Annotated in this window: 13 protein-coding genes; 2 read left to right on the top strand and 11 right to left on the bottom strand. The window is 50.5% G+C overall.

Going from position 1 to position 19299, the window contains the following annotated elements; translation table 11 throughout:
* Positions 1 to 139: 139 nt before the first annotated feature.
* Both AB1656_06490 and AB1656_06485 read right to left on the bottom strand, forming a co-directional pair.
* Positions 140 to 2755: a hypothetical protein gene (locus tag AB1656_06490; GenBank protein MEW6235016.1), complete on the bottom strand. Its 2616-nt coding sequence runs from the start codon at positions 2753 to 2755 to the stop codon at positions 140 to 142.
* A 474-nt stretch (positions 2756 to 3229) separates the two neighbouring features.
* Positions 3230 to 5842 (bottom strand): Ig-like domain-containing protein, encoded by a 2613-nt coding sequence (locus AB1656_06485; GenBank protein MEW6235015.1) that lies wholly within the window; start codon positions 5840 to 5842, stop codon positions 3230 to 3232.
* A 432-nt stretch (positions 5843 to 6274) separates the two neighbouring features.
* Between AB1656_06485 and AB1656_06480 the strand changes: the two genes are divergently transcribed.
* Positions 6275 to 6760, top strand: a complete 486-nt coding sequence (locus tag AB1656_06480; GenBank protein ID MEW6235014.1) for a hypothetical protein — start codon at positions 6275 to 6277, stop codon at positions 6758 to 6760.
* Between the two features lie 26 nt (positions 6761 to 6786).
* Here the strand turns inward: AB1656_06480 and AB1656_06475 are convergent, their stop codons facing one another.
* The 4 genes from AB1656_06475 to AB1656_06460 all read right to left on the bottom strand — a co-directional run bounded on the left by AB1656_06475 (position 6787) and on the right by AB1656_06460 (position 12896).
* Positions 6787 to 7329 (bottom strand): tetratricopeptide repeat protein, encoded by a 543-nt coding sequence (locus AB1656_06475; GenBank protein MEW6235013.1) that lies wholly within the window; start codon positions 7327 to 7329, stop codon positions 6787 to 6789.
* A 162-nt stretch (positions 7330 to 7491) separates the two neighbouring features.
* On the bottom strand, positions 7492 to 8475 hold the full coding sequence (locus AB1656_06470; protein MEW6235012.1) for a D-glycerate dehydrogenase: 984 nt from the start codon (positions 8473 to 8475) through the stop codon (positions 7492 to 7494).
* A gap of 81 nt (positions 8476 to 8556) precedes the next feature.
* A complete protein-coding gene (locus AB1656_06465) occupies positions 8557 to 9567 on the bottom strand; it encodes a diguanylate cyclase (GenBank protein ID MEW6235011.1) in 1011 nt (336 codons plus the stop codon).
* A gap of 155 nt (positions 9568 to 9722) precedes the next feature.
* Entirely contained in the window at positions 9723 to 12896 is a 3174-nt protein-coding gene (locus tag AB1656_06460) for a flippase activity-associated protein Agl23 (protein ID MEW6235010.1), read from the bottom strand.
* A 486-nt stretch (positions 12897 to 13382) separates the two neighbouring features.
* On the opposite strand from AB1656_06460, the gene AB1656_06455 reads away from it, so the two are divergent.
* The gene (locus AB1656_06455; protein MEW6235009.1) at positions 13383 to 14687 is read left to right on the top strand and encodes a hypothetical protein; all 1305 of its coding nucleotides are present in this window, start codon (positions 13383 to 13385) and stop codon (positions 14685 to 14687) included.
* 120 nt (positions 14688 to 14807) lie between these two features.
* Here AB1656_06455 and AB1656_06450 read toward each other — a convergent pair whose 3' ends face one another.
* The 5 genes from AB1656_06450 to AB1656_06430 all read right to left on the bottom strand — a co-directional run bounded on the left by AB1656_06450 (position 14808) and on the right by AB1656_06430 (position 19249).
* A complete protein-coding gene (locus AB1656_06450) occupies positions 14808 to 15224 on the bottom strand; it encodes a hypothetical protein (GenBank protein MEW6235008.1) in 417 nt (138 codons plus the stop codon).
* Between the two features lie 212 nt (positions 15225 to 15436).
* On the bottom strand, positions 15437 to 15820 hold the full coding sequence (rsfS, locus tag AB1656_06445; GenBank protein MEW6235007.1) for a ribosome silencing factor: 384 nt from the start codon (positions 15818 to 15820) through the stop codon (positions 15437 to 15439).
* Positions 15821 to 15970: 150 nt separating this feature from the next.
* Positions 15971 to 17548 carry a hypothetical protein gene (locus AB1656_06440; protein ID MEW6235006.1) on the bottom strand — a complete coding sequence of 526 codons (1578 nt, stop codon included), beginning with the start codon at positions 17546 to 17548 and terminating at the stop codon, positions 15971 to 15973.
* The gene (locus tag AB1656_06435) at positions 17545 to 18330 is read right to left on the bottom strand and encodes an ABC transporter permease subunit (GenBank protein ID MEW6235005.1); all 786 of its coding nucleotides are present in this window, start codon (positions 18328 to 18330) and stop codon (positions 17545 to 17547) included. Before AB1656_06435 ends, AB1656_06440 begins: the two co-directional genes overlap by 4 nt.
* Positions 18323 to 19249 (bottom strand): ABC transporter ATP-binding protein, encoded by a 927-nt coding sequence (locus AB1656_06430; GenBank protein ID MEW6235004.1) that lies wholly within the window; start codon positions 19247 to 19249, stop codon positions 18323 to 18325. Before AB1656_06430 ends, AB1656_06435 begins: the two co-directional genes overlap by 8 nt.
* Positions 19250 to 19299: the final 50 nt, after the last annotated feature.

The following is a 19299-nucleotide window of genomic DNA, read 5'->3' as shown; positions in this document are numbered from 1 at the left end:
TCTTTTTGCGCGTCGAAACGCCGTGGAATCATTTTCGCATAAAAAAATGCCGCTGGCGACGGCGCGAATAGAAAAAAGGCCTGGAGAAAAAACTCCAGGCCCAAAATTAATGACTGAAAATAAAGACCGATTCTTACTCTTAATGCAGCATCCAATCCTCAACGGCGACAACCACGCCGCTGATCAGTTTCGGATTCTTGAACGTACCTTGAGATGTTGCGCCTGTTTGATGCGAGGTTACCGCGATGCCAAGGTAAATGGGATCGGTCATCGCGTATTCGTGGCTGGTTACGTAATATTCTTCGTTTTGATATAGATAAGAAACGATGAATTCGTTGCCAGACCGTTCGAAGATAAGCGTGCCGCTCGGTTTAATCTGATCGAGCGTAGGATTCGATATGCCCGTCCAACTGGCATCCCAACCCGGCTGCCATTGATCCGGCGTAACCGTAACGCTGTCCCAGTTGGCGCCTGCGCCTTGACCGTCGCGCCACTGAATCATCATGGCTTGATCGGAGCTGCGTATGCTGCCGTAGCAGTAAGCGGAACCCGCCGTCAAATCCTGACGCGCCATGATGCCCATCTTCATCCAAGTATTGGTGCTGGGAACCGACCCATAAGCGCCAATGTAAGGATCGTCGATGCTCATCTTGAAGTCGCCCTGCGTCTTGAAGTAGAGGTAATGGAAATCGTCCGCCGCATCCCAGATGTCATGACCGCTGCCGATGACTTGATAAGCATCGCCGTCGATCTTCACGTTGCCAGGCGCGCCGGGAGCGCCAATGTCCATATGTCCTTGGAAGATGCCCAAATCGACGACTTCAACCGCTAAGGCCAAGCTGCCCGTTGTACCGGCGAATCCCTGTCCATTATCAAATGTTCCGCTGATATTGACGAAGGGATCCTTGTAATCGCTGGGAACGTTCAAAATGTACTTCAAAGTAACATTGCCCGTAGCGCCGGTAAGATTCCAGGAAATCGTTCCCTTCTTGTCGTCCGTCGCTTGTCCTGCACTCGCCTTGATATTGGAGATGGAAGCGGCGGGCGAATAGGTTTCCTTAATGGCAACATTGGATTTCTCGCCCTCGCGCACTTCCACAGTTAACGTTACGTCGGCCGTTCCGCCCTGTTGCACTTTTTGCGAAGAGGAAACCTTGGCTACTTGGAAGGGATAGAGAGTGAGTTTGACGTTTTCGAATTCGCCGATGGCGAAGAGTCCGTCATCGTGAGATGTAACGACGAGACCGGCGTAAACGGGATCGGATAATTGGATCGTCTGGGCCGAGTCGCGCACCCAATTGCCGTCGGAGCCCATGTAATACGCTTCCACCGTACTGCCGGTTTTAACGATCTTCATCTCTCCCGATTCGTCGGCTTTCAATCCGGTATCCCCCGAAGCGGAGCCAGCGCTGGCGCGCCATTGCGTGTCGTACTGCAAATCGGCGCCGCGAATGATGGCCATCACATGCGAGGAATTCGCCGTCAAGTTGTCGCGCACCATCAAGCCGAATTTCGACCAGTCGTTGGCGCCCGTATCATTGTAACCGAAGACCGTAGTTTCCAAGCTGAAGGCGCCGGAGAGTTTCTTGTAGACGAAGTGGAACTCGTCGGCAGTGTCCCAAATATCCGCGCCGCTGCCGGTAACAACGTAGCGTTTATCCGCCGCCTGGTATTCGGCGGCGCCCGCCGCGCCCACGGCTCCGACATCCAAATGGTTGTCGAAAATCTCGATGGGTTTGGGAGCGCTCAACTTATTGGTTCCCTGAATGGGCGCCGTTCCGATCTTGCCGCTGAAGACGGCGTCCGCCGTGGAACCCGCTGGCGCCGTAGCTACGTAGGTAACTTTTTTCGCCGCCGTGAGATTCCAGGTAATGACTCCGCCGGTTGCGGTTCCGCCATCGGAAATATTGGTGATAGCCCATCCGGCCGGCGGCGTCTCTTCTACTTTAACCGCGCCCGATCCGCCGATTTCAAGCGTTACCGTAATGGGATCGTTCGCAACGTAAACTGGATCCGTTAACGACACGGATCGGAAGCCTACCGCCGGTACGGCGTCAACCAATTTCACGTCGCTAACCGTCGCATTCGCCAACAATTCGTTGTCGACATGGTTGGTGATAACCAAACCTAAAGCCACAGGATCCGGAAACGTCATCTTCTGAGCATGACCGAATACCCAATTGGTCCCATCGTAAGAAAATTCGCTCATCACCGCGCCGACGGTAGCAATGCGGGAAACGCGTAACCATAAGCCGTCGCCTTTGTCGTTTACCGCTTGATTGTCGGGCGTGCGCACTTCTGCGTTGCTTGATCCGGCATTGGCGGTTGCGCGCCACTGGGCGTCAGTGCGATCGCCAACAGCTCCAGCGCCGCCGCGCAGTTCGACCCAATAATGGCGCGAACCGGCCACGGCGCCCTGTTCGCGAACCATGACGCCAACTTTACACCAGTCGTTCGCTCCGCCGCTGTCGACCCATTTCACCTTGCCGCTCAGCGACCAGCTGCCGGTTTTTTCCGTGTAAACGAAGAAACCTTCATCGTTGCTGTCCCAAACATCGTCGCCGTTGCCTTTCATGTCGTAAACGCCGCCAGTAACAGTAACGCTGCCTGCAACCTTATACGTTCCTCGTTTGGGCGGACTGTTCGTGTCTCCCCAGTCGGCTTTCTTATCGAAGATGCCCTGCGAAAACGCAGGCATAACGATAAGGCACAAAGCCGCCGCTAGAATTCTGCTCTTCCAAAACTTGCTAATCATATTGTTCCTCCCGTAAAAATTATTATGCCAGTGAACCTAATGATCCCTTAATCATAAGATCACTAGATCGACTGATTACAATTATAATCTTCTAACATATCTCCCATATCCTGTCAACACTTATTGAGAGATCAATCGATAATTTTTTTAAATGATTTTTTTATCAATTTTATAAATAATTTAATATATAAATTAATCATTTCTTCAACCGTTCAAGACGGAACGGCAAAAAGTCAATTTTTGGGGGTGCAGGCATCTTGCCTGCGGGATATCTTGTGCAGGCAAGATGCCTGCACCCCAATTGGTAGTCGCCCGATATCATCATCATTACTTTTTGCCGGATCGTCATTCAAAGCGTATTTTTTCCATAAAAAAACCCGGAGATAAACTCCGGGTGGAATAATCCAAACCAAAATTGTTTTGTAAGGCGGGCTTATATTGAAGCGCAGCCCGTCATTTTCCTATCGCAATTAGTTAATGCAGCATCCAATCCTCGACGGCAACGACTTGTCCGGTGACCAATTGCGGATTCTTGAAGGTTCCTTGCGCCGTGGCGCCCGTTTGGTGCGAGGTTACTGCGACGCCGAGATAGATGGGATCAGTGAATACGACATCGTGTTCGTCGACATAATGTTCTTCGTTATCCCACAAATACGACAAGATGAAAGTGTCGCCATCCCGTTCGAATACGATCGTACCGCTGGGCGTAATTTGATCGAGCGTTGGATTTGAGAAACTATCCCAAGCCGCATCCCAACCCGGCTGATAATCGACGGGATTGGATTCAATGCCGTCGTTGGAGGCGCCAGCGCCTGCCGTGTCGCGCCATTGCAAGGTTATACGCTGATGTTCGCTGTAGACGCAGCCCAAAGCGTAAGCGGAAGCCGCCGTCAAATCCTGACGGGCCATGATGCCCATCTTCATCCAGGTGCTGGTGCTGGGAACCGACCCATAAGCGCCGATGTAAGGATCGTCGATGGTCATCTTGAAGTTGCCCTGAGTCTTGAAGTAGAGGTAATGGAAATCGTCCGCCGCATCCCAGATGTCATGGCCGCTGCCAATGACTTGATAGGCGTCGCCCTCGATCTTCACGTTTCCAGGCGCTCCTGGCGAACCGATATCCATATGGCCTTGGAAGATGCCCAGATCGACAACCTCCACCGCTAACGCCAAGCTGCCCGTAGAACCAGCGAATCCTTGACCGTTATCGAACGATCCGCTGATATTGACGAAAGGATCCTTGTAATCGCTGGGAACATTCAAGGTGTACTTCAAAGTAACATTGCCCGCAGCGCCGGTAAGGTTCCAGGAAATCGTTCCCTTCTTGTCGTCCGTCGCTTGTCCCGCGCTCGCTTTGATATTGGAGACAGAGGCGGCTTGGGAATAGGTTTCTTTAATAACGACATCGGATTTTTCCCCTTCGCGCACTTCTAAGGTTACCGTAACGTCGGCCGTTCCGCCCTGCTGCACTTTTTGCGCAGAGGAAACCTTAGAAACCTGGAAGGGATAGAGAGTGAGTTTGACATTTTCGAACTCGCCGATGGCGGTAAGGCCGTCATCGTGGGAAACGACGACGAGACCGGCATAAACAGGATCGGATATTTGAATCGTCTGAGCGGAATCGAGAACCCAATCGCCGTTGGCGTCTTTATAGTACGCTTCCACCGTACTGCCCGTTTTCACAACTTTCATATCGCCTGATTCGTCGGCTTTCAATCCGGTATCCCCCGAAGCGGCGCCCGCGCTGGCGCGCCATTGCGTGTCGTACTGCAAATCGGCGCCGCGAATGATGGCCATGACGTGCGAAGAACTCGCCGTCAAGTTGTCGCGCACCATCAAGCCGAATTTCGACCAATCGTTGGCGCCCGTATCGTTGTAGCCGAAAACCGTGGCTTCGAGACTGAAAGCGCCGGAGAGTTTCTTGTAGACGAAGTGGAACTCGTCGGCTGTATCCCAAATATCCGCGCCGCTGCCGGTAACGACATAGCGTTTATCCGCCGCCTGGTATTCGGCGGCGCCCGCCGCGCCCACGGCTCCGACATCCAGATGGTTGTCGAAAATCTCAATAGGGCTGGGAGCAGTCAGCGTGCTGGTTCCCACAATATTCACCGTCCCAATTTTTCCGCTGAAGACAGCTTCCTCCGTGGAACCCGCAGGCGCCGTCGCCACGTAGGTAACGTTTTTCGCCGCGCTGAGATTCCAAGTAATAACTCCGTCTGCGAAAGTTCCGCCATCGGAAATATTGGAGATACTCCATCCTGCTGGAGGCGTTTCTTCCACTTTAATCGCGCCCGAACCGCCGCCGATCGTAAGCGTCACCGTAATTGGATCGCCCGCGACGTATACGGGATCCGTTATCGAAACAGAACGGAATCCCACTGCCGGCGCGGTATTCTCCAGTTTCACATCGCTGAATTGCGCTTCCGCCAGCAACTCGTTGTCCAAATGGTTGGTGATAACCAAGCCATAAGCAACGGAGTCGGGGAACGTCATCAATTGCGCATGGCCGAATACCCAATTGGTTCCATCGTAGGAGTATTCGCTCAACACGGCGCCGATCGAAGCAATGTGGGAGACGCGCAGCCATACGCCATCGCCTTTATCGTTCACAGCCTGATTGTCGGGAGTGCGAACTTCCACATTGCCTGATCCCGCATCGGCGGTTGTACGCCATTGAGCGTCCGTGCGATCGCCTGCCATCCCCGCGCCAGCGCGCAGTTCAATCCAATAATGGCGCGATCCGGCCACAGCGCCTTGTTCGCGAAGCATGACGCCCGCTTTCGCCCAATCGCTATCTCCGCCTTGGTTAATCCATTTGACCTTGCCGCTCAACGACCAGCTGCCGGATTTTTCCGTATAAGCGAAGAAGCCTTCATCGTTGCTTTCCCAAATATCGTCGCCGTTTCCTTTCAGGTCGTAAACGCCGTTGGAAAACTCGACGCTGCCCGCCGCTTTGTAGGTTCCTCGCATTGGCGGACTGTTCGTGTCGCCCCAATCCGCCTTTTTGTCGAAAATCCCTTGCGAAAACGCAGAGAGACTGAGAAGACAAAAGGCGGTCATCCATACGCTCCGTTTCACAACTCTCATTTTAATACTTTTCCTCCTTAATACATTAGATTTAGGTATATCTCAGCCTAAAGGTAGAGATTGAACTTATTATTATTTATCATAAATTGAAAGTAACGTCAATACATTGATAATAAATAATTAATGATCTATAAATTAATATTGATTCGATAATATATTACATATAATTAATCGAATGAACGTATTACAATTCATTCATATTATCGATTGTACGGTTGATCCATCGATGGATAAGCAACAAAGATGAAATCAAAGAACTACCAGGAAAGTCAGCCTCGTTTGCGATGATTACAGTAAAGAACATCAGCAAAAAAACGACTTTTTGTTGACAAAATAGTGGGATTTGACTATAATTACTTACAAAGGTAAGGAATAATAGACAAATTAATAGGGTTGGTTCTATCGGAGTTTCATAGGATAGAGGTTGAAATCATGGAAGCGCTAAAAAAGAAAAAAATGACGAAATCGCAAGCTAATGCAGAATCGAAAGCCGTCAAAATCCTTGAACGCGCTAAGAGATTACTTAAAGATGACGACGGCAATGTAGAGGAAGCGCAGCGCTTGCGTTTTGAAGTTACGCATAACTTATTGCCCTCGCACAAGATGTATATCATGCGAAAAGATCCGAAAAGTCTGCTGCTCGATGTGGATAAAAGAATTCATCAGGCGCGCTTTCGCCTTTTCCGCAATGGTGGGGAGGAGAAAGCGCCGGAAATCACCTCGTCCGGCTATGAAAATGCGAAACAATATTATTCCGCGCGCTATGGAAAAATGACGCAAAGCCTGCGCCGCCGATCTTACTATACGATGGGATGGCTGCTATTTGTTTTTCTCTCGGCGGCTATCCTTCTCGCTGTTATGCAGAAATACGAAAGTTCAAATGAATTCATTAGCGCTTTCAACTGGATTCGCCGCTAACGAATATCGCAGCGCGGGGAGGAGAATCAGATCGTTAGAATGCCAAATGAGTAAAGAAGGAAAAATAATAGGGCGGCGATCATGGCGACAACGATGAGGATGATGAAAACCAGGAGCAAGGGAGAAGTTTTGTTCTTATCTTCCATCAACGCGGAGGCGGGAAACGCTTTTTCCCATTTGTCCTCCGTGATTTTGATGTTATGGAGAGTTATGCGATTTTCGTCGAATTCCGGCTCTGCAGTTGCTTCATTTTGCTCTTCCGCCTGTTCTTTGCGCGCTTTGGCGGCGGCGGCTCGAGTCAAACGCCGTTCGGGCGGTTTTTCGGGAGATTCATTCTTGATTCCCTCCCAAACCAATTTGGTTTTCGGATGGTTGGGATTGAAAACGAGCGCCAGTTCGTAATGATAACGAGCGTATCCGAATTGTTGCAGCGAGCTGTAGCATAATCCGAGATAAAAATGGATATCCGCATTCTCTTTATCGTTTTCCCATGCCAGGATAAGGCTATCTAAAGCCTCTTCGAATTTCCCCTGTTGCGCCAGTTTTTTGCCTTTTTCCAATAGATCCATCGCACGATTCCTGTTTTCGGCTAAGGCGGCGCTGCAAAACCGCCGATAAGAAAGCATGAGAGAAACGGCGTTCCGCCGCCGCATGGGTCATGTCTTTAAAACATGAAACGCTCCGTTCTTTGTTCTATAAGTAATATAATGAAAAAGTCTGTCGGCGTCCGGCTATTTTTTCCAGATTTCGCTATTGACCAGGTTCGGAGGCCTTTTTCCCGAAAAGAAAGCGATCAGATTCTCTACAGCCATCAATCCCATTCGCGTGCGGGTTCGGAAGGTGGCGCTGCCGATGTGGGGGCAGAGCACGGCGTTGGACAATCCTATCAATCCAGGATGGACTTTCGGCTCTTGTTCGTAAACGTCGAGAGCCGCCGCCCAAATCCATTTTTCTTCCAACGCCTTGACCAGCGCCCCTTCGTCGACGATCGGTCCGCGGGCGGTATTGACGAGAATGGCGTGAGGCTGCATCAGCCTCAATTCTCTCTCCCCGATGAGATGCGTCGTTTCCGGAGAGAGAGGAACATGCAGGCTGACGAAATCGCTTCTCCGTAACAATTCGTCCAGTTCCACGCGGCGGGCGCTGGGCGCGTAAGCCGCCTCGAACTCCGGTTCGGGTTTGCGCGAAACGTAAAGGATTTTCATTTGGAAAGCGGCGGCGCGGGCGGCGAAGGCTTTTCCAATGCGCCCCATGCCCACGACGCCCAAAACGGCGCCGGTTACGTCTTGACCCAAAAAGCGCATCGGCCCCCAGCCGTCGAATTTTCCTTGGCGAAGATCGGCGTCCGATTCCACGATTCGCCTCGCCGCCGCGAAGAGCAAGGCCCAGGCCAGATCTGTAGTGGCGTCCGTCAAAACGCCGGGCGTATTGGTGACGGCGATTCCGCGCCGCGTGGCTTCGCCGATGTCGATATTGTTATAGCCAACGGCGTAGTTGGCGAAAATGCGGATTTTATTCGCTTGCTCGAAGACGTCGCGGTCAATGGCATCCGTCAGAATGCAAAGCGCGCCGTCGCGGTTTTTAATCTTCTCCAGGAGAACCTCGCGGGGGATGGCTCGGTCTTCGGGATAGACCTCGAATTGAAAACCGGCCTCTTTCATCCTGTCCAACGCCGGTTGGGGGAGCATCCTCGTAACATAAACCTGCGGCCCCATGAAAACCTCCAAAACCATAGATGAATTATGGAAAAGTTAGTGTAGCATTTTTGGTCGATCTGTCAGGGGACAAGAAAAATTTCAGGAGGTCCGTTTATCGACGCGGTAAGTGCTTTTAGGATCTTTTTTGCTTTTGCTGATGGATTTGGAGTATTCCTTCATCTCGGCGGCCAGTTCCGTCATGATGAGGTAATTGTCGATCTCGCGCATTTCATTGGTCACGACGCCGATGGAGACGGTCATAATGGGGAATTTTTGCGGGCGGCCCAGCCGGTTGACGGATTCGATATATCCCCGTTCCATGTCGATTTCATCGTATTGAAAAGGAATCAGCGCGTCGAAGCATTGAGTGACGTACCCGCAGACATCATCAATGCGAAGGAAATCGATAATCATCACGAAATCGTCCCCGCCGATATGCCCCACAAAATCGCCTTTTTTTCCGTAGATGCTTACGCCTTCGTTGAGGATCGTGGCCAGAATGCGGATAACGTTGTCTCCCCGCGAATAACCGTATTTATCGTTAAACGCCTTAAAATGGTCCAAGTCCGCATAACACATGGCGAGGGGATTTTTATTTTGCATGCGCTTGGACGTTTGTTCTTCGACGTAGATAGCTCCAGGGAGACCCGTAAGGGGATTGGAAATCTGCAAACGGATATTGCGGCGAATGCTGGTATGGATTCGCGCCGCCAGCAAGGGGGGGTGGAAAGGTTTTACGACGTAATCCTCGGCGCCCGCTTCCAGCGCCGCGATCTCTTTTTCAAGATCGCGTTTGCCCACTACGACGATAATCGGCATCGTATAGGTGAGCGGATTTTCTTTCATGTTTTGGGCTACTTGTATGGCTAGATCGCCCAATCCATCGATATCCAGAAGCAATACGTCGGGAATATTGGCGAGAATGGAGTCATAGATGCCCTTCGCCCCATCTTGTTTTTCTACGACGTAGCCGATGCGGCGCAAGTAATCGATATAACATTCATCTCCGTCAACAACTCCAACCGCCAGTAAAGTACGCGGTTTTTCCAGCAACTGAGTTATTTGAGAAAATGAATTACTGGATGATAATCCCGCCAATTCATTGACCATATAAATCCTAAGGTTCCAACGGCATTTTCAATCAAAAATACATAACAAAAAAAATCCATTCGAATGTAATAGAATAATACGACAAACATCAACTCCTTTCAATGGACTCCATTCCGATAATCAATTATTTTCTCCACCCTATTATTATACTTATTTCATCCCGGAAAACGCGCTTTGACGATGCGGTGATTCATGCTGTCCGCAATATAGAGAAAACCCTTCGAATCGATAGCGATGCCTTTAGGGCCTCGCAACTGTCCCGAACCGCTTCCTTCGCCGCCGCCCTGCATGACGTTTTGTCCGGTAGGATCGAATCGATGAATCGTATTCGTTGTAGAATCGGTAACGTAAACGAAACCTCTCGCATCCACGGCGACATAGGGTTCGATCCATTCGACGTTCGGCGAATTCCAGCCGAAAATCTGCCATTGCCTTACGAATTGTCCCGCGGAATTAAAGGCCGCCACTCGCTTGCCCGCCACGTCGCAAACATAGATCAATCCTTGAGGACTGACGGCAACGCCGACGGGTTCGTTCAAATCGGATTTCACGATGACTCCGCCGAATCCTCCGGCTGGATTGAATTTGACGATCCGCTTATTGCCGGTATCCGCTACGTAAAGCGATCCATCCTGCGGGGAAACGGCCAGCCCGCGAGGGGAGTAAAAATTCTCGCCGGGGGGAAGAAGAATCGCTTTGGCGGATTGGCCTTCGGCATTGTAATGGTTGATGCGCCCGAAATCGTTCTGCCACGTATCCGTAGCATAGACGGAACCATCCGGTCCCACGCCCATACCGCCATTGGGACCGTCGAATTTGTTGATTTCAAAGGCGCCCGGCTGCGATCCCGGGCCGCCGAAATAGCCGATGAACTGCAATGTTTCCGCGTTGAAGACTTGGATTCGTCCGTTGCGGGAATCCAGAACGTAGAGTTTTGTCTCGTCCGGCGAAAGAGCGACGCCGCGCGGTTCGTTGAATTGGCCGTTTTCCGAGCCGCGGACGCCTCCAACCATTTGGACGACCTGCAAGGGGCGAGGCGGCAGTTTGTAGGCGTCGGGAACTTGAGGAGCGGCTTCCGGCGCGATTAAGGGCGTTTTGGCGTAGAAGAGAACGTCCGTCGATCCCGGCGTACTCCACACTTGCCGATAGATTATATACTTCCAAAACGCCTTCCAGGCCTCGCTCTGGGAATTGATGAAGCCCATCCGCCCATAATCGAAGGGAAATACTTGCTGAAGAGACAGACGTTCCTTAGTTTCGTAAGGCCACCATACGCGGTGCTTCAGTTTTCTTTTCGCATATTTCCCTTCCCCCCAAATTTTCATCCTCTGATCGTAATTTTCGTCGATGAGAATATAGGGGTAATCGTTGCTCTTATCTGGAATTCCTCCAGCCGGCATCACGCGGTAATGGCGCAAGTACCAATAATACGGCCACTGCGCATGGCCTTGCAAAGCGGCGAGAAATTTAACCGGATTGGGCGGCAGATACTCGGCGCCCAGCGTATGAGCGCCTCGGATCATCTCTTCGGCTACCAATTTGACAATATGATCGGATTGGGTATAGACGATGATTTCGCGGGGATCGTCGTTTTGATAAAGATTCAGTTTGATATCGATTCGCGCTTCGTAAATGACGAATAAACCCGCTAGGCAAGCAAATACGCTGCGCAAAACGCCAGGATTGAGCCTATCCCAAACATCGCCAATGAACGTCCCGGCAAGAAGGACTAGAGGCAAAGCTTGATGCGTCAACAACCATGGCACCTTCTCTTCCAACATGGCGTAAATCAGCAGAGAAAGTACGCTCCAATAAATCAAGAAAAATCGGAAACCATCCGCGCTCAATCCTGGTTTTTCTTCTTTTGGGATATGGTCCTGGGTTTCAAGACCTTTTTCCTCAACAAGTTCGGGAGGCGCAAAAGAGAAGATTTTGACGATATTTTTGAAGAGAAAAATGGCGATGGCGATGCATGCGGAAAATAAAAGAACGTAATAAGTGGCAAAATTCTTGGGGGAAGCGTCTCCTAAAACGACTATGCCGTACGTATAAACGACTCCGAAAAATGCGGCGAGAAAAGCGGAAAAATTGATCCATCCCAAACCGCCGAGCAAATAAAAGATGAAAGCCAATACGGCGAAGAAAACAGATGCGGCCTCATAGACTAACAAGCGGGGAATGTAATAATCCGGCGGACCGGCGATGCGCGGATTGAATTGTTGACCCATCCAGTACAAAAGATAATCCACCGTTCCCGCTTTCATGCCGGAGGGATTGGTTCCCATCGTCGTAAAGAGGAAAGAATAGACGAAGAGAATCAGCAGAACGCAGGAGAGAACCAAAAGATAACGCCGGGAGAGCCGCGAAATCAACGATCCCGTTTCCGGCGCCGTGCGGAATTTTCGATACAGCCAAGCGAACAGGACGAACAAGACGATGACGCCGACGATGGAGGCGACAGTCCAAAAGGGGACAACTTTCCAATGTCCGCCGACGTATTCGTTCCAGGTTGTGCGCAAAACGCCGATGCCGAAGGATTCCTCACCGCCCTGAATCCGCAGTTGATTGGAGCGCAGTTTGAATTGCTCTTTATGCGTTACATAAAAAACCAACGAGAAGGCGGCGAAAGAAAACAGCGCATAGAGAGAAAGGATGTGAACAAACGGCGCTCGATCCGTAAAAATGTCCGATAAGGCCGTTTTTTTCTCTTCCTTGGGAGTTTTCCATAAATAATAAATCCCATAAAAAACGATATATGAACCGAATGTAAATCCATACATAAGGGAATTTTCCTTGCAGCAATACATTAAAACAAGAAAGAAACTCATCCAAGCCAAATCCCCGGCGCGGCGCGAACGCAGGTATTCCAGCGCGAAAAGGACGATGCCCAAGGCCATCGTCCCCATGTAAATATCGTTGCGGGCGAAGCGGGAAAAATAGGTCAATACTGGCGAGGCGGCCGCCAAGATCAGGCACGCCGTCATGCCGGAGGTTCCAATCCACGGCCGCAAGCGCCAGATGAAATAAAGCATCAGGATGCCGAAACTGACGAACGGCAGCCGCGCCGTGAAATCGTTATCGCCGAACAAGAGAAAATAAAAGGCGCCGAAATGATAAAGAAACGGGCCGTGATACGTCGGATCGTACCAGCAGGGTGAAGCATTCCCTTCATATAAGTTATAACTGTGAAGAGCGTGAATCGATTCGTCGTGGTGAAACGCCATTCGATCCAAGGCGCAGACGCGGACAAAAACGCCAAAGGCGATAATGGCGGCAATCGTCAAACCGAATTTTGTCAGCGTAATCGTATTTTTTGCAGGTTGAGGCATTTAAATACTCCTGGAATAGGAAGGTACTTGCAATATTCCTTTATTCCTCCCCCAAGCTTGGGGGGAGAATTTTAAAGCTTACTTTATCAATATTGCAAGCGCCTCTAATATAACGCGATTCGAACGCCCCCAAAGAAAACGGCCCGCGCGGCCAGGGAAAGCGCAACAACTCGATCGATCGTACTTATATGAGATGGAATGCGCAATTCAAGATTGTTGTGTGGTTTTATACGTTTGTCTAGCCCGATTTCTTACGCATACAACATTCGTTATTACGATTACGGATTACCTAACAGCGCCGTTATCATTTATTTCATGAAGTAGGATGGGTCATGTTGTTCGACCCATCATTGTTCCATCTCGATTACCGATGGATCAAAAAATACAATCCATCCTTTTTCTGATCGCTGTTTTAGATTAACAAATCCTTTTTGCCGTTTTCTCCTCTATAGATAGAGTCTTCACTACTTCGCATTGGAGGAGACCATGCTGCATACGCTCCGCAAATGGTTTGGCAAAGAGCAAGCCCCTGGCGACAAGGAACGAAAAGCCGCTGTCTGGCTGCCCAAGACGGAAATTCCCACATCGCCGAAATCCCGCCCCTTCTCGATCGAATCCTTCTCGTTATGGGACGAAACGTCCGATTACCTGACGCCGCCCGGCCTTGATCCCCGAACGTTGTTTCCTTTATTTCGCGCTTTGAGGGATTACATCCCCGACGTATCGGCGGGCGTTTGGGCTTGGGCGCGGTTATGCTCGACTCCCCAATCTTACACGCTATCGGGAGGATCGGACAACGATCAGGAATGGGCGCGCCATTTGTTGACGGAGTTGGATCGGAGAATCTACGGGCTTAAAACCGAACGGACTTGGGGCGTGGAAGCCTTAACCAATCATTTTTTCCTATCCATCTTCACTTTCGGAAGTTTTTGCGGGGAAGTAGTGTTGGACCATCGAAGGACGCAAATCGAGCGCTTCATCGTCATCGATCCCGCCACGATCCGCTTTAAATTGAACCTTGAGGACCGTTCGCATCTTCCCTTTCAAATTCAAACGGACGGTTCGCTCGTTCCCCTGCAACCGGCATCCTTTTTCTATTACGGCTTGGACTCGGACGGCCTCAATCCTTATGGGCGTTCGCCGTTGACCGCCCTGCCTCTGGCCGTAAAGATACAACAACAAATGATCCGGGACATGGCGAAAACCCAGCATAACGCCGGCTACCCCACGATCCATTTCCGCATCGCCCCTTCTCCGCGAGACCGGGGCGAATCCCTCAGCGCCTACCACGAACGGCTCGAACGAGAAATGCGCGGCATCCGGGAAGAACTCCGCTCCAAACAGGCGGACAGCAACCTAATAACCCACGACAATATCGAAGTTCATTACGTCGGTCCCGACGGACGCAGCCAGCAATGGTCGGAAAGCATGCAAGCCATTAGCGAGCAAGTCATCTCCGCCTTGCACTTGGCGCCATTTATGTTGGGAAGAAATTGGGGTACGACGGAATCGTGGGGCGCGGCGCAATACCAACTGATCACCAATAACGCACGCTCGGTGCAATCCGGCGCCAAACGATTGGCGGAATGGCTGCGCAACCTGGAATTGATCCTTCATGGCTGCCCCGTTTCCGCTACTCATCATTTTGCGCCTCATCACAATTTAGACGCCACCAACCGGGCGCAGGCGTTCAAGACGACGGCGGAAACGCTGATTGCTTTGGCGGAAAAAGGAATCATTGAATTAGCCGATGCGAAAAACCGCGTCGATTCTCTGCTTCGCTTGCTGTAATCGACCCATTCCCAACCGGGGCGCATGAAAAAGCGGGAAGCGATTCGTCCATCATCGCTTCCCGCCATCCATCTTTTACAGGCTTTGGGCGCCGTTTGCTAAATCCAATCTGCACAAACGTTATTTCTTTTTAAAGTGCATACCCCGGCTGATATTCTTAATCGATTCTTCCGGTGAGGATTCTTTGTTTTCTCCCGGCGCCGCCGGTTTCGGTTTCGTTAGTTTTTTCAGTTGGCAAGTTCGGCAAATGGTCCCGCCTCCCTTGACTTCTCTGCCGCATTCGACGCACAGGCGCTTGCCTTGTTCCTGTTCGGGATCGATAATATTCACCCGATTTTCCTTGATCCATTTTTCCAACATCAGCGGTTCGAGTTCCAATTCCATCAATACTTCGACTTTGGAAGCATTCCGGTTCTGCCGCAGATAATCCTGCGTCTTGCGCAGTAGCTCGTCTTCCGCTTCCAGGCATTTTTTGCAGACATCGGAAGTGATTTTGTTGAATAACTGGCCGCAGCGGGAGCAATTCGAGAGGGGCAATTTCCTATCTCCTTTATCCACAATATCCGATGCTTTTCTTCTCGGATTCAAATCAGTACAATGAATGTATTTTAAGCGATAAGGAAAGCATTTGGCTAGAGCGATTCTTATAATTCACAAATATCGAAAGATTAAAACCATATCGGGATAGTATGAAAAAAAGGGAAACAACTCAATTCAAATCAATTTTAAAATTCCTTCTACTTACTATTTTATCTTTTCGAATCCATATTTAAATCCATCGGCCATAAAATCGATCGAGCGTCTCCCCAAAATTGCTCCAGGGAATAATATTCGCGCGCCTGTTTGGAGAAGATATGGACAATCAACGATCCAAAATCCATTAAAATCCACGATCGGCTTTCCCTTCCTTCCGAACGGCCGATTTTTTTTAAGCCCTCCTGAGCCATCTTATCCCGCACCCGGTCCGCCATCGCCAACATTTGAACATGGCTTTCCGCCGTGGCGATGACAAAGAAATCCGCAAAAGCGGAAACCTCGGACAATTCGAGGATAACGATATCTTTCCCCTTCACTTCCGCCAGCGTATCCGCAGCGGCGCGGGCTAATTCTTCCGTTCGTTTATCCGTTCCCAATAATTCTTCTTATCCATTCCTTTTAAATCGATCGAACGGCCAATTCTTATGACCGCCGGTCAAGAAATCCATCATCCTGGGCTAGGCGTACTATACTCTAAAAGACGGTTTTTCTCAATAACATTCAGCGATCCGCCAAGCAAGAATCGTTCAATATTTTGGATGGCGCGCCTCCACTTTACCCGTTAGAGGATCCATAAAAAACTCGCCGCCCAGTGGATCTTCAAATACTTCCGCGGCGCTGGAAAACCAGGATTCGCGAGATAGATCGGACAATTGTTGGGGGAAACTCCCATGTTCGTCTTTATATTTGTTCACCGCTTTTTGCAGCGTCTCCAGTTTGAGAAATTGCTCGTTCATCAATTCCGTCCGCGGAACGATCATCCAATCTTCGTTGCCATCGGCGTTTTTCGTTGCGATGAGCAAATGAGGCTGGGGATTTTGCAAATCGAAGGTCGTGAGTATTTCTCCAATGTTTTTCGTGCGAGCGGTTAGAACGGCCATGACGTCGGCGTCGAAGTTGGAATCCTCGGCGTTCTTTTTTTTCAGCACCTGTTGAAGGTATCCCATCTCGAACAGCTCGCGCATATGCGTAGACGGAAGAACGCCTTCTTTCTCTTTGTAGAGTTTTACGGCTTCTTCCAGCAATTCGATGCACTTGGCGGAATAAATTGCGGTCAATTTCTCCCAGGCGAGATCAGCGCTGACCATATCGCCTTTTTTCCGCGCCTCGTCCCAATAGCGGTAATACTGCTCGAAAGAGGCGCGGAACCGGCCGGCGTTGCGATCCATTTCGATCGCCATTCGTTCGACGTACGTGGGGACTTCTTTATTGGGCGGACCGTAAACCTCGATTTCGGAAACGGAAATCAGTCCGTCGGGAGCCGTTGTTTGAAACGGACCGTAGAGAAGGGATTGCGCCGTTATAGGGGGATCGAGATCGTAGAATCCGGGCGTCGTGATGGAAGGAATCGCTTGGGAAGCGGCGCTTTGGATATCCACCGCATAACTCAACTGGAATGAAAGTTCCTCGGCGGAGCGCGTCTGAAGGTTGACGCGGCCGATGGCTTTGGAACGGTCGAAGGCGAGAGAAACCGAAGCGGAAGAGGCCTCCATTTTCGCTTCGGAGTAAGGATCGCCGTCTACGATGGAATCGGCGAAGAATCCTTCCTTCAAGCCCTCCGCCTTCACTTGGGCTTCATGAGCGAGGTTGTCTCCATAAATCGTTTGCATAAAAAGTTGTTTGGCGACCGCGAAATCCTTCAGTTGATAAAAAGCGATGAATCCGGCGTCGAACCGCAGACGCCAAGCTAAAGGATTGGAAACGTTTTTATCCGCGCCGTCCAGCAGAAATTCCATGGCGAGGTTTTTATCTCTCATGGCTTCGTTGAAGACGAATCCTCCAAATTTGTAGGCTTCGATAAATTGGGAATCGAGGCCGACCATGTTGCGGAAGAGGTTGACCATGCCCGGCTTTTTCTCCGGTTTGTCCAGGGTGCTGAAGTTGCCTCCAAAATATTGAATGGCTCGGATCCACAGCAGATCGGAAAGAGCGCCGCGGAAGCCGAGGGAGAGCATCCGGGTGATCTTAGGCCGGTTGGAGAGCATCAGAATTTTTTCTTCCACGCGGAAATCGGCGCGTTTTCGCAGGATCAGGGCTTGAAGTCCTCCAAATGCCGCGCAGAGAACGATGACGAGAAAAAGGGAAATGGCTTTCTTGTTTCTCATTTGAAATCCCGTCCGGAAAAGGAAACTGTCGCGATCCATAAAAGAATGGCGGCGTAAACGACGCCGGCCAGGGGATAGATAAACGTTACGTATCCTAAAGAGCCGATATCTTCATGGTGAACCACCTGGTTCTGGACATTGTAAATCGCCAAGTTGGGAAGAACGAAATAAAGCCCCCGCAAAAGATAGGCTGCGCCTTTGGCGCCCTGCTCGATAAGGCGGATGCTCCATTCCCATAAATCTTCCGACATCCGGCCAATGATCCAACACATGAAGGTCAGCACGGCGGACAATACCGGCGTGGAAAAAGAAGAGAACAAAACCACCAGCGCCGTTACGATCATCATTTCGAAAAGCATAAGAAAAATCGCCATGATTAAAGATGGACTAGGGCTGGCATCCTTCCATACCCACAACAAAAGGCACAATAAAACGCCCATGATGACGATGTTCGCTACCACGGTGATGAATAAGCCGAGAAATTTGCCCAAAATGAATTGGGTGCGGGTTACGCCGGAGGCGATGATGGTATAAATCGTCCGCTTGTCCAATTCCTCGTAAACGACGTTGACGCCGACGAACATCGACAACATCAAACCGAAAATGTTGATAGCCATCAGGCCGATATGCTTAATGATCTGATCGTCCTGCCCCAAGGCGAGAGATGCTAATATTAACGAGACTCCCAGCAAAATCAGGGCGAAGAGCAAGATCAAATAAAAGACCTTGTTGCGAACGGCTTCTTTATAAGTGTTCAACGCGATGGCGAAGATTTTATTCACGATTGCCTACCTCCCGCACGAAGTAATCTTCCAAAGTCCCGTGCTCCGGCCCTATTTCCAAGATTCTGGCTCCTTGCGACAGGGCGATTTCCGCCGCTTTTTGCGCTTGTTCCTGATTCTCCGTCGTCAGGTGGACGATGCCGCCGAATTCGCCGCACTTCACGGCCAGCTGGGCGAAGCGTTCGACGATCTGCGGGGAAACGCCGTCCAATGAAATTTTATAGGAGGATTTTCCCGCCGCTAATATCTCCCGCACCGTTCCCAGTTTGACCAGCTCGCCGCGATTCAAGATGGCGATGCGGTCGCAGAGCATTTCTACGTCCGCCAAAATATGGGAGCAGAAAAAGATGGTTTTTTTCTGCTCTTTCAATTCCATAATCAGATCGCGCATTTCCATGCGCCCGATCGGATCGAGGCCGGACATCGGCTCGTCGAGCAGCAGAAGGGTCGGTTCGGTGATGAGTGCCTGGGCCAATCCCACGCGAGTAACCATGCCTTTGGAATAATCGGAGATTCTAACCTTGGACGCCTGTTTTAAGCCGACGACATCTAAAAGGCGCGCCGCTTTCTTGCGGGCGTCTTCATGAGACATTCCCGCCAGACGGGCGTAAAACAACAGGAATTCTATCCCATTAAGAAACCGGTAGAAATAAGGATTTTCCGGCATATAGCCGATTTTGTGTACTTCGGGCGCTTCCCCCAATTCCTTATCCAAAAGCCAGGCGGTTCCCGAAGTGGGAAATATGATACGCAGAAGGATTTTGATCGTCGTGGTTTTTCCGGCGCCGTTGGGGCCAAGAAAACCGAAGATTTCGCCTGCTTCTACCTCGAGATTCAGGTTAGAGAGCGCGCGCGTTCTCCTCCCCCAAAAACCGGTTGCGTATTCCTTAGACAGGTTCTGAATGCGAAGGATCGACATGGATTTCTTCTCTCGCTAATTGGCGTTGCATCAATGCCTGAACTTTTAAA

Source organism: Candidatus Omnitrophota bacterium (assembly GCA_040755155.1).
GTDB lineage: Bacteria > Hinthialibacterota > Hinthialibacteria > Hinthialibacterales > Hinthialibacteraceae > JBFMBP01.
This window is presented reverse-complemented; position numbering and strand designations above follow the sequence as displayed.

Excerpts from the sequence above, each read along its gene's own strand:
- AB1656_06490 (MEW6235016.1), bottom strand. The coding sequence starts at position 2,755 with ATGATTAGCAAGTTTTGGAAGAGCAGAATTCTAGCGGCGGCTTTGTGC.
- AB1656_06485 (MEW6235015.1), bottom strand. The coding sequence starts at position 5,842 with ATGAGAGTTGTGAAACGGAGCGTATGGATGACCGCCTTTTGTCTTCTC.
- AB1656_06480 (MEW6235014.1), top strand. The coding sequence starts at position 6,275 with ATGGAAGCGCTAAAAAAGAAAAAAATGACGAAATCGCAAGCTAATGCA.
- AB1656_06475 (MEW6235013.1), bottom strand. The coding sequence starts at position 7,329 with ATGGATCTATTGGAAAAAGGCAAAAAACTGGCGCAACAGGGGAAATTC.
- AB1656_06470 (MEW6235012.1), bottom strand. The coding sequence starts at position 8,475 with ATGGGGCCGCAGGTTTATGTTACGAGGATGCTCCCCCAACCGGCGTTG.
- AB1656_06465 (MEW6235011.1), bottom strand. The coding sequence starts at position 9,567 with ATGGTCAATGAATTGGCGGGATTATCATCCAGTAATTCATTTTCTCAA.
- AB1656_06460 (MEW6235010.1), bottom strand. The coding sequence starts at position 12,896 with ATGCCTCAACCTGCAAAAAATACGATTACGCTGACAAAATTCGGTTTG.
- AB1656_06455 (MEW6235009.1), top strand. The coding sequence starts at position 13,383 with ATGCTGCATACGCTCCGCAAATGGTTTGGCAAAGAGCAAGCCCCTGGC.
- AB1656_06440 (MEW6235006.1), bottom strand. The coding sequence starts at position 17,548 with ATGAGAAACAAGAAAGCCATTTCCCTTTTTCTCGTCATCGTTCTCTGC.
- AB1656_06430 (MEW6235004.1), bottom strand. The coding sequence starts at position 19,249 with ATGTCGATCCTTCGCATTCAGAACCTGTCTAAGGAATACGCAACCGGT.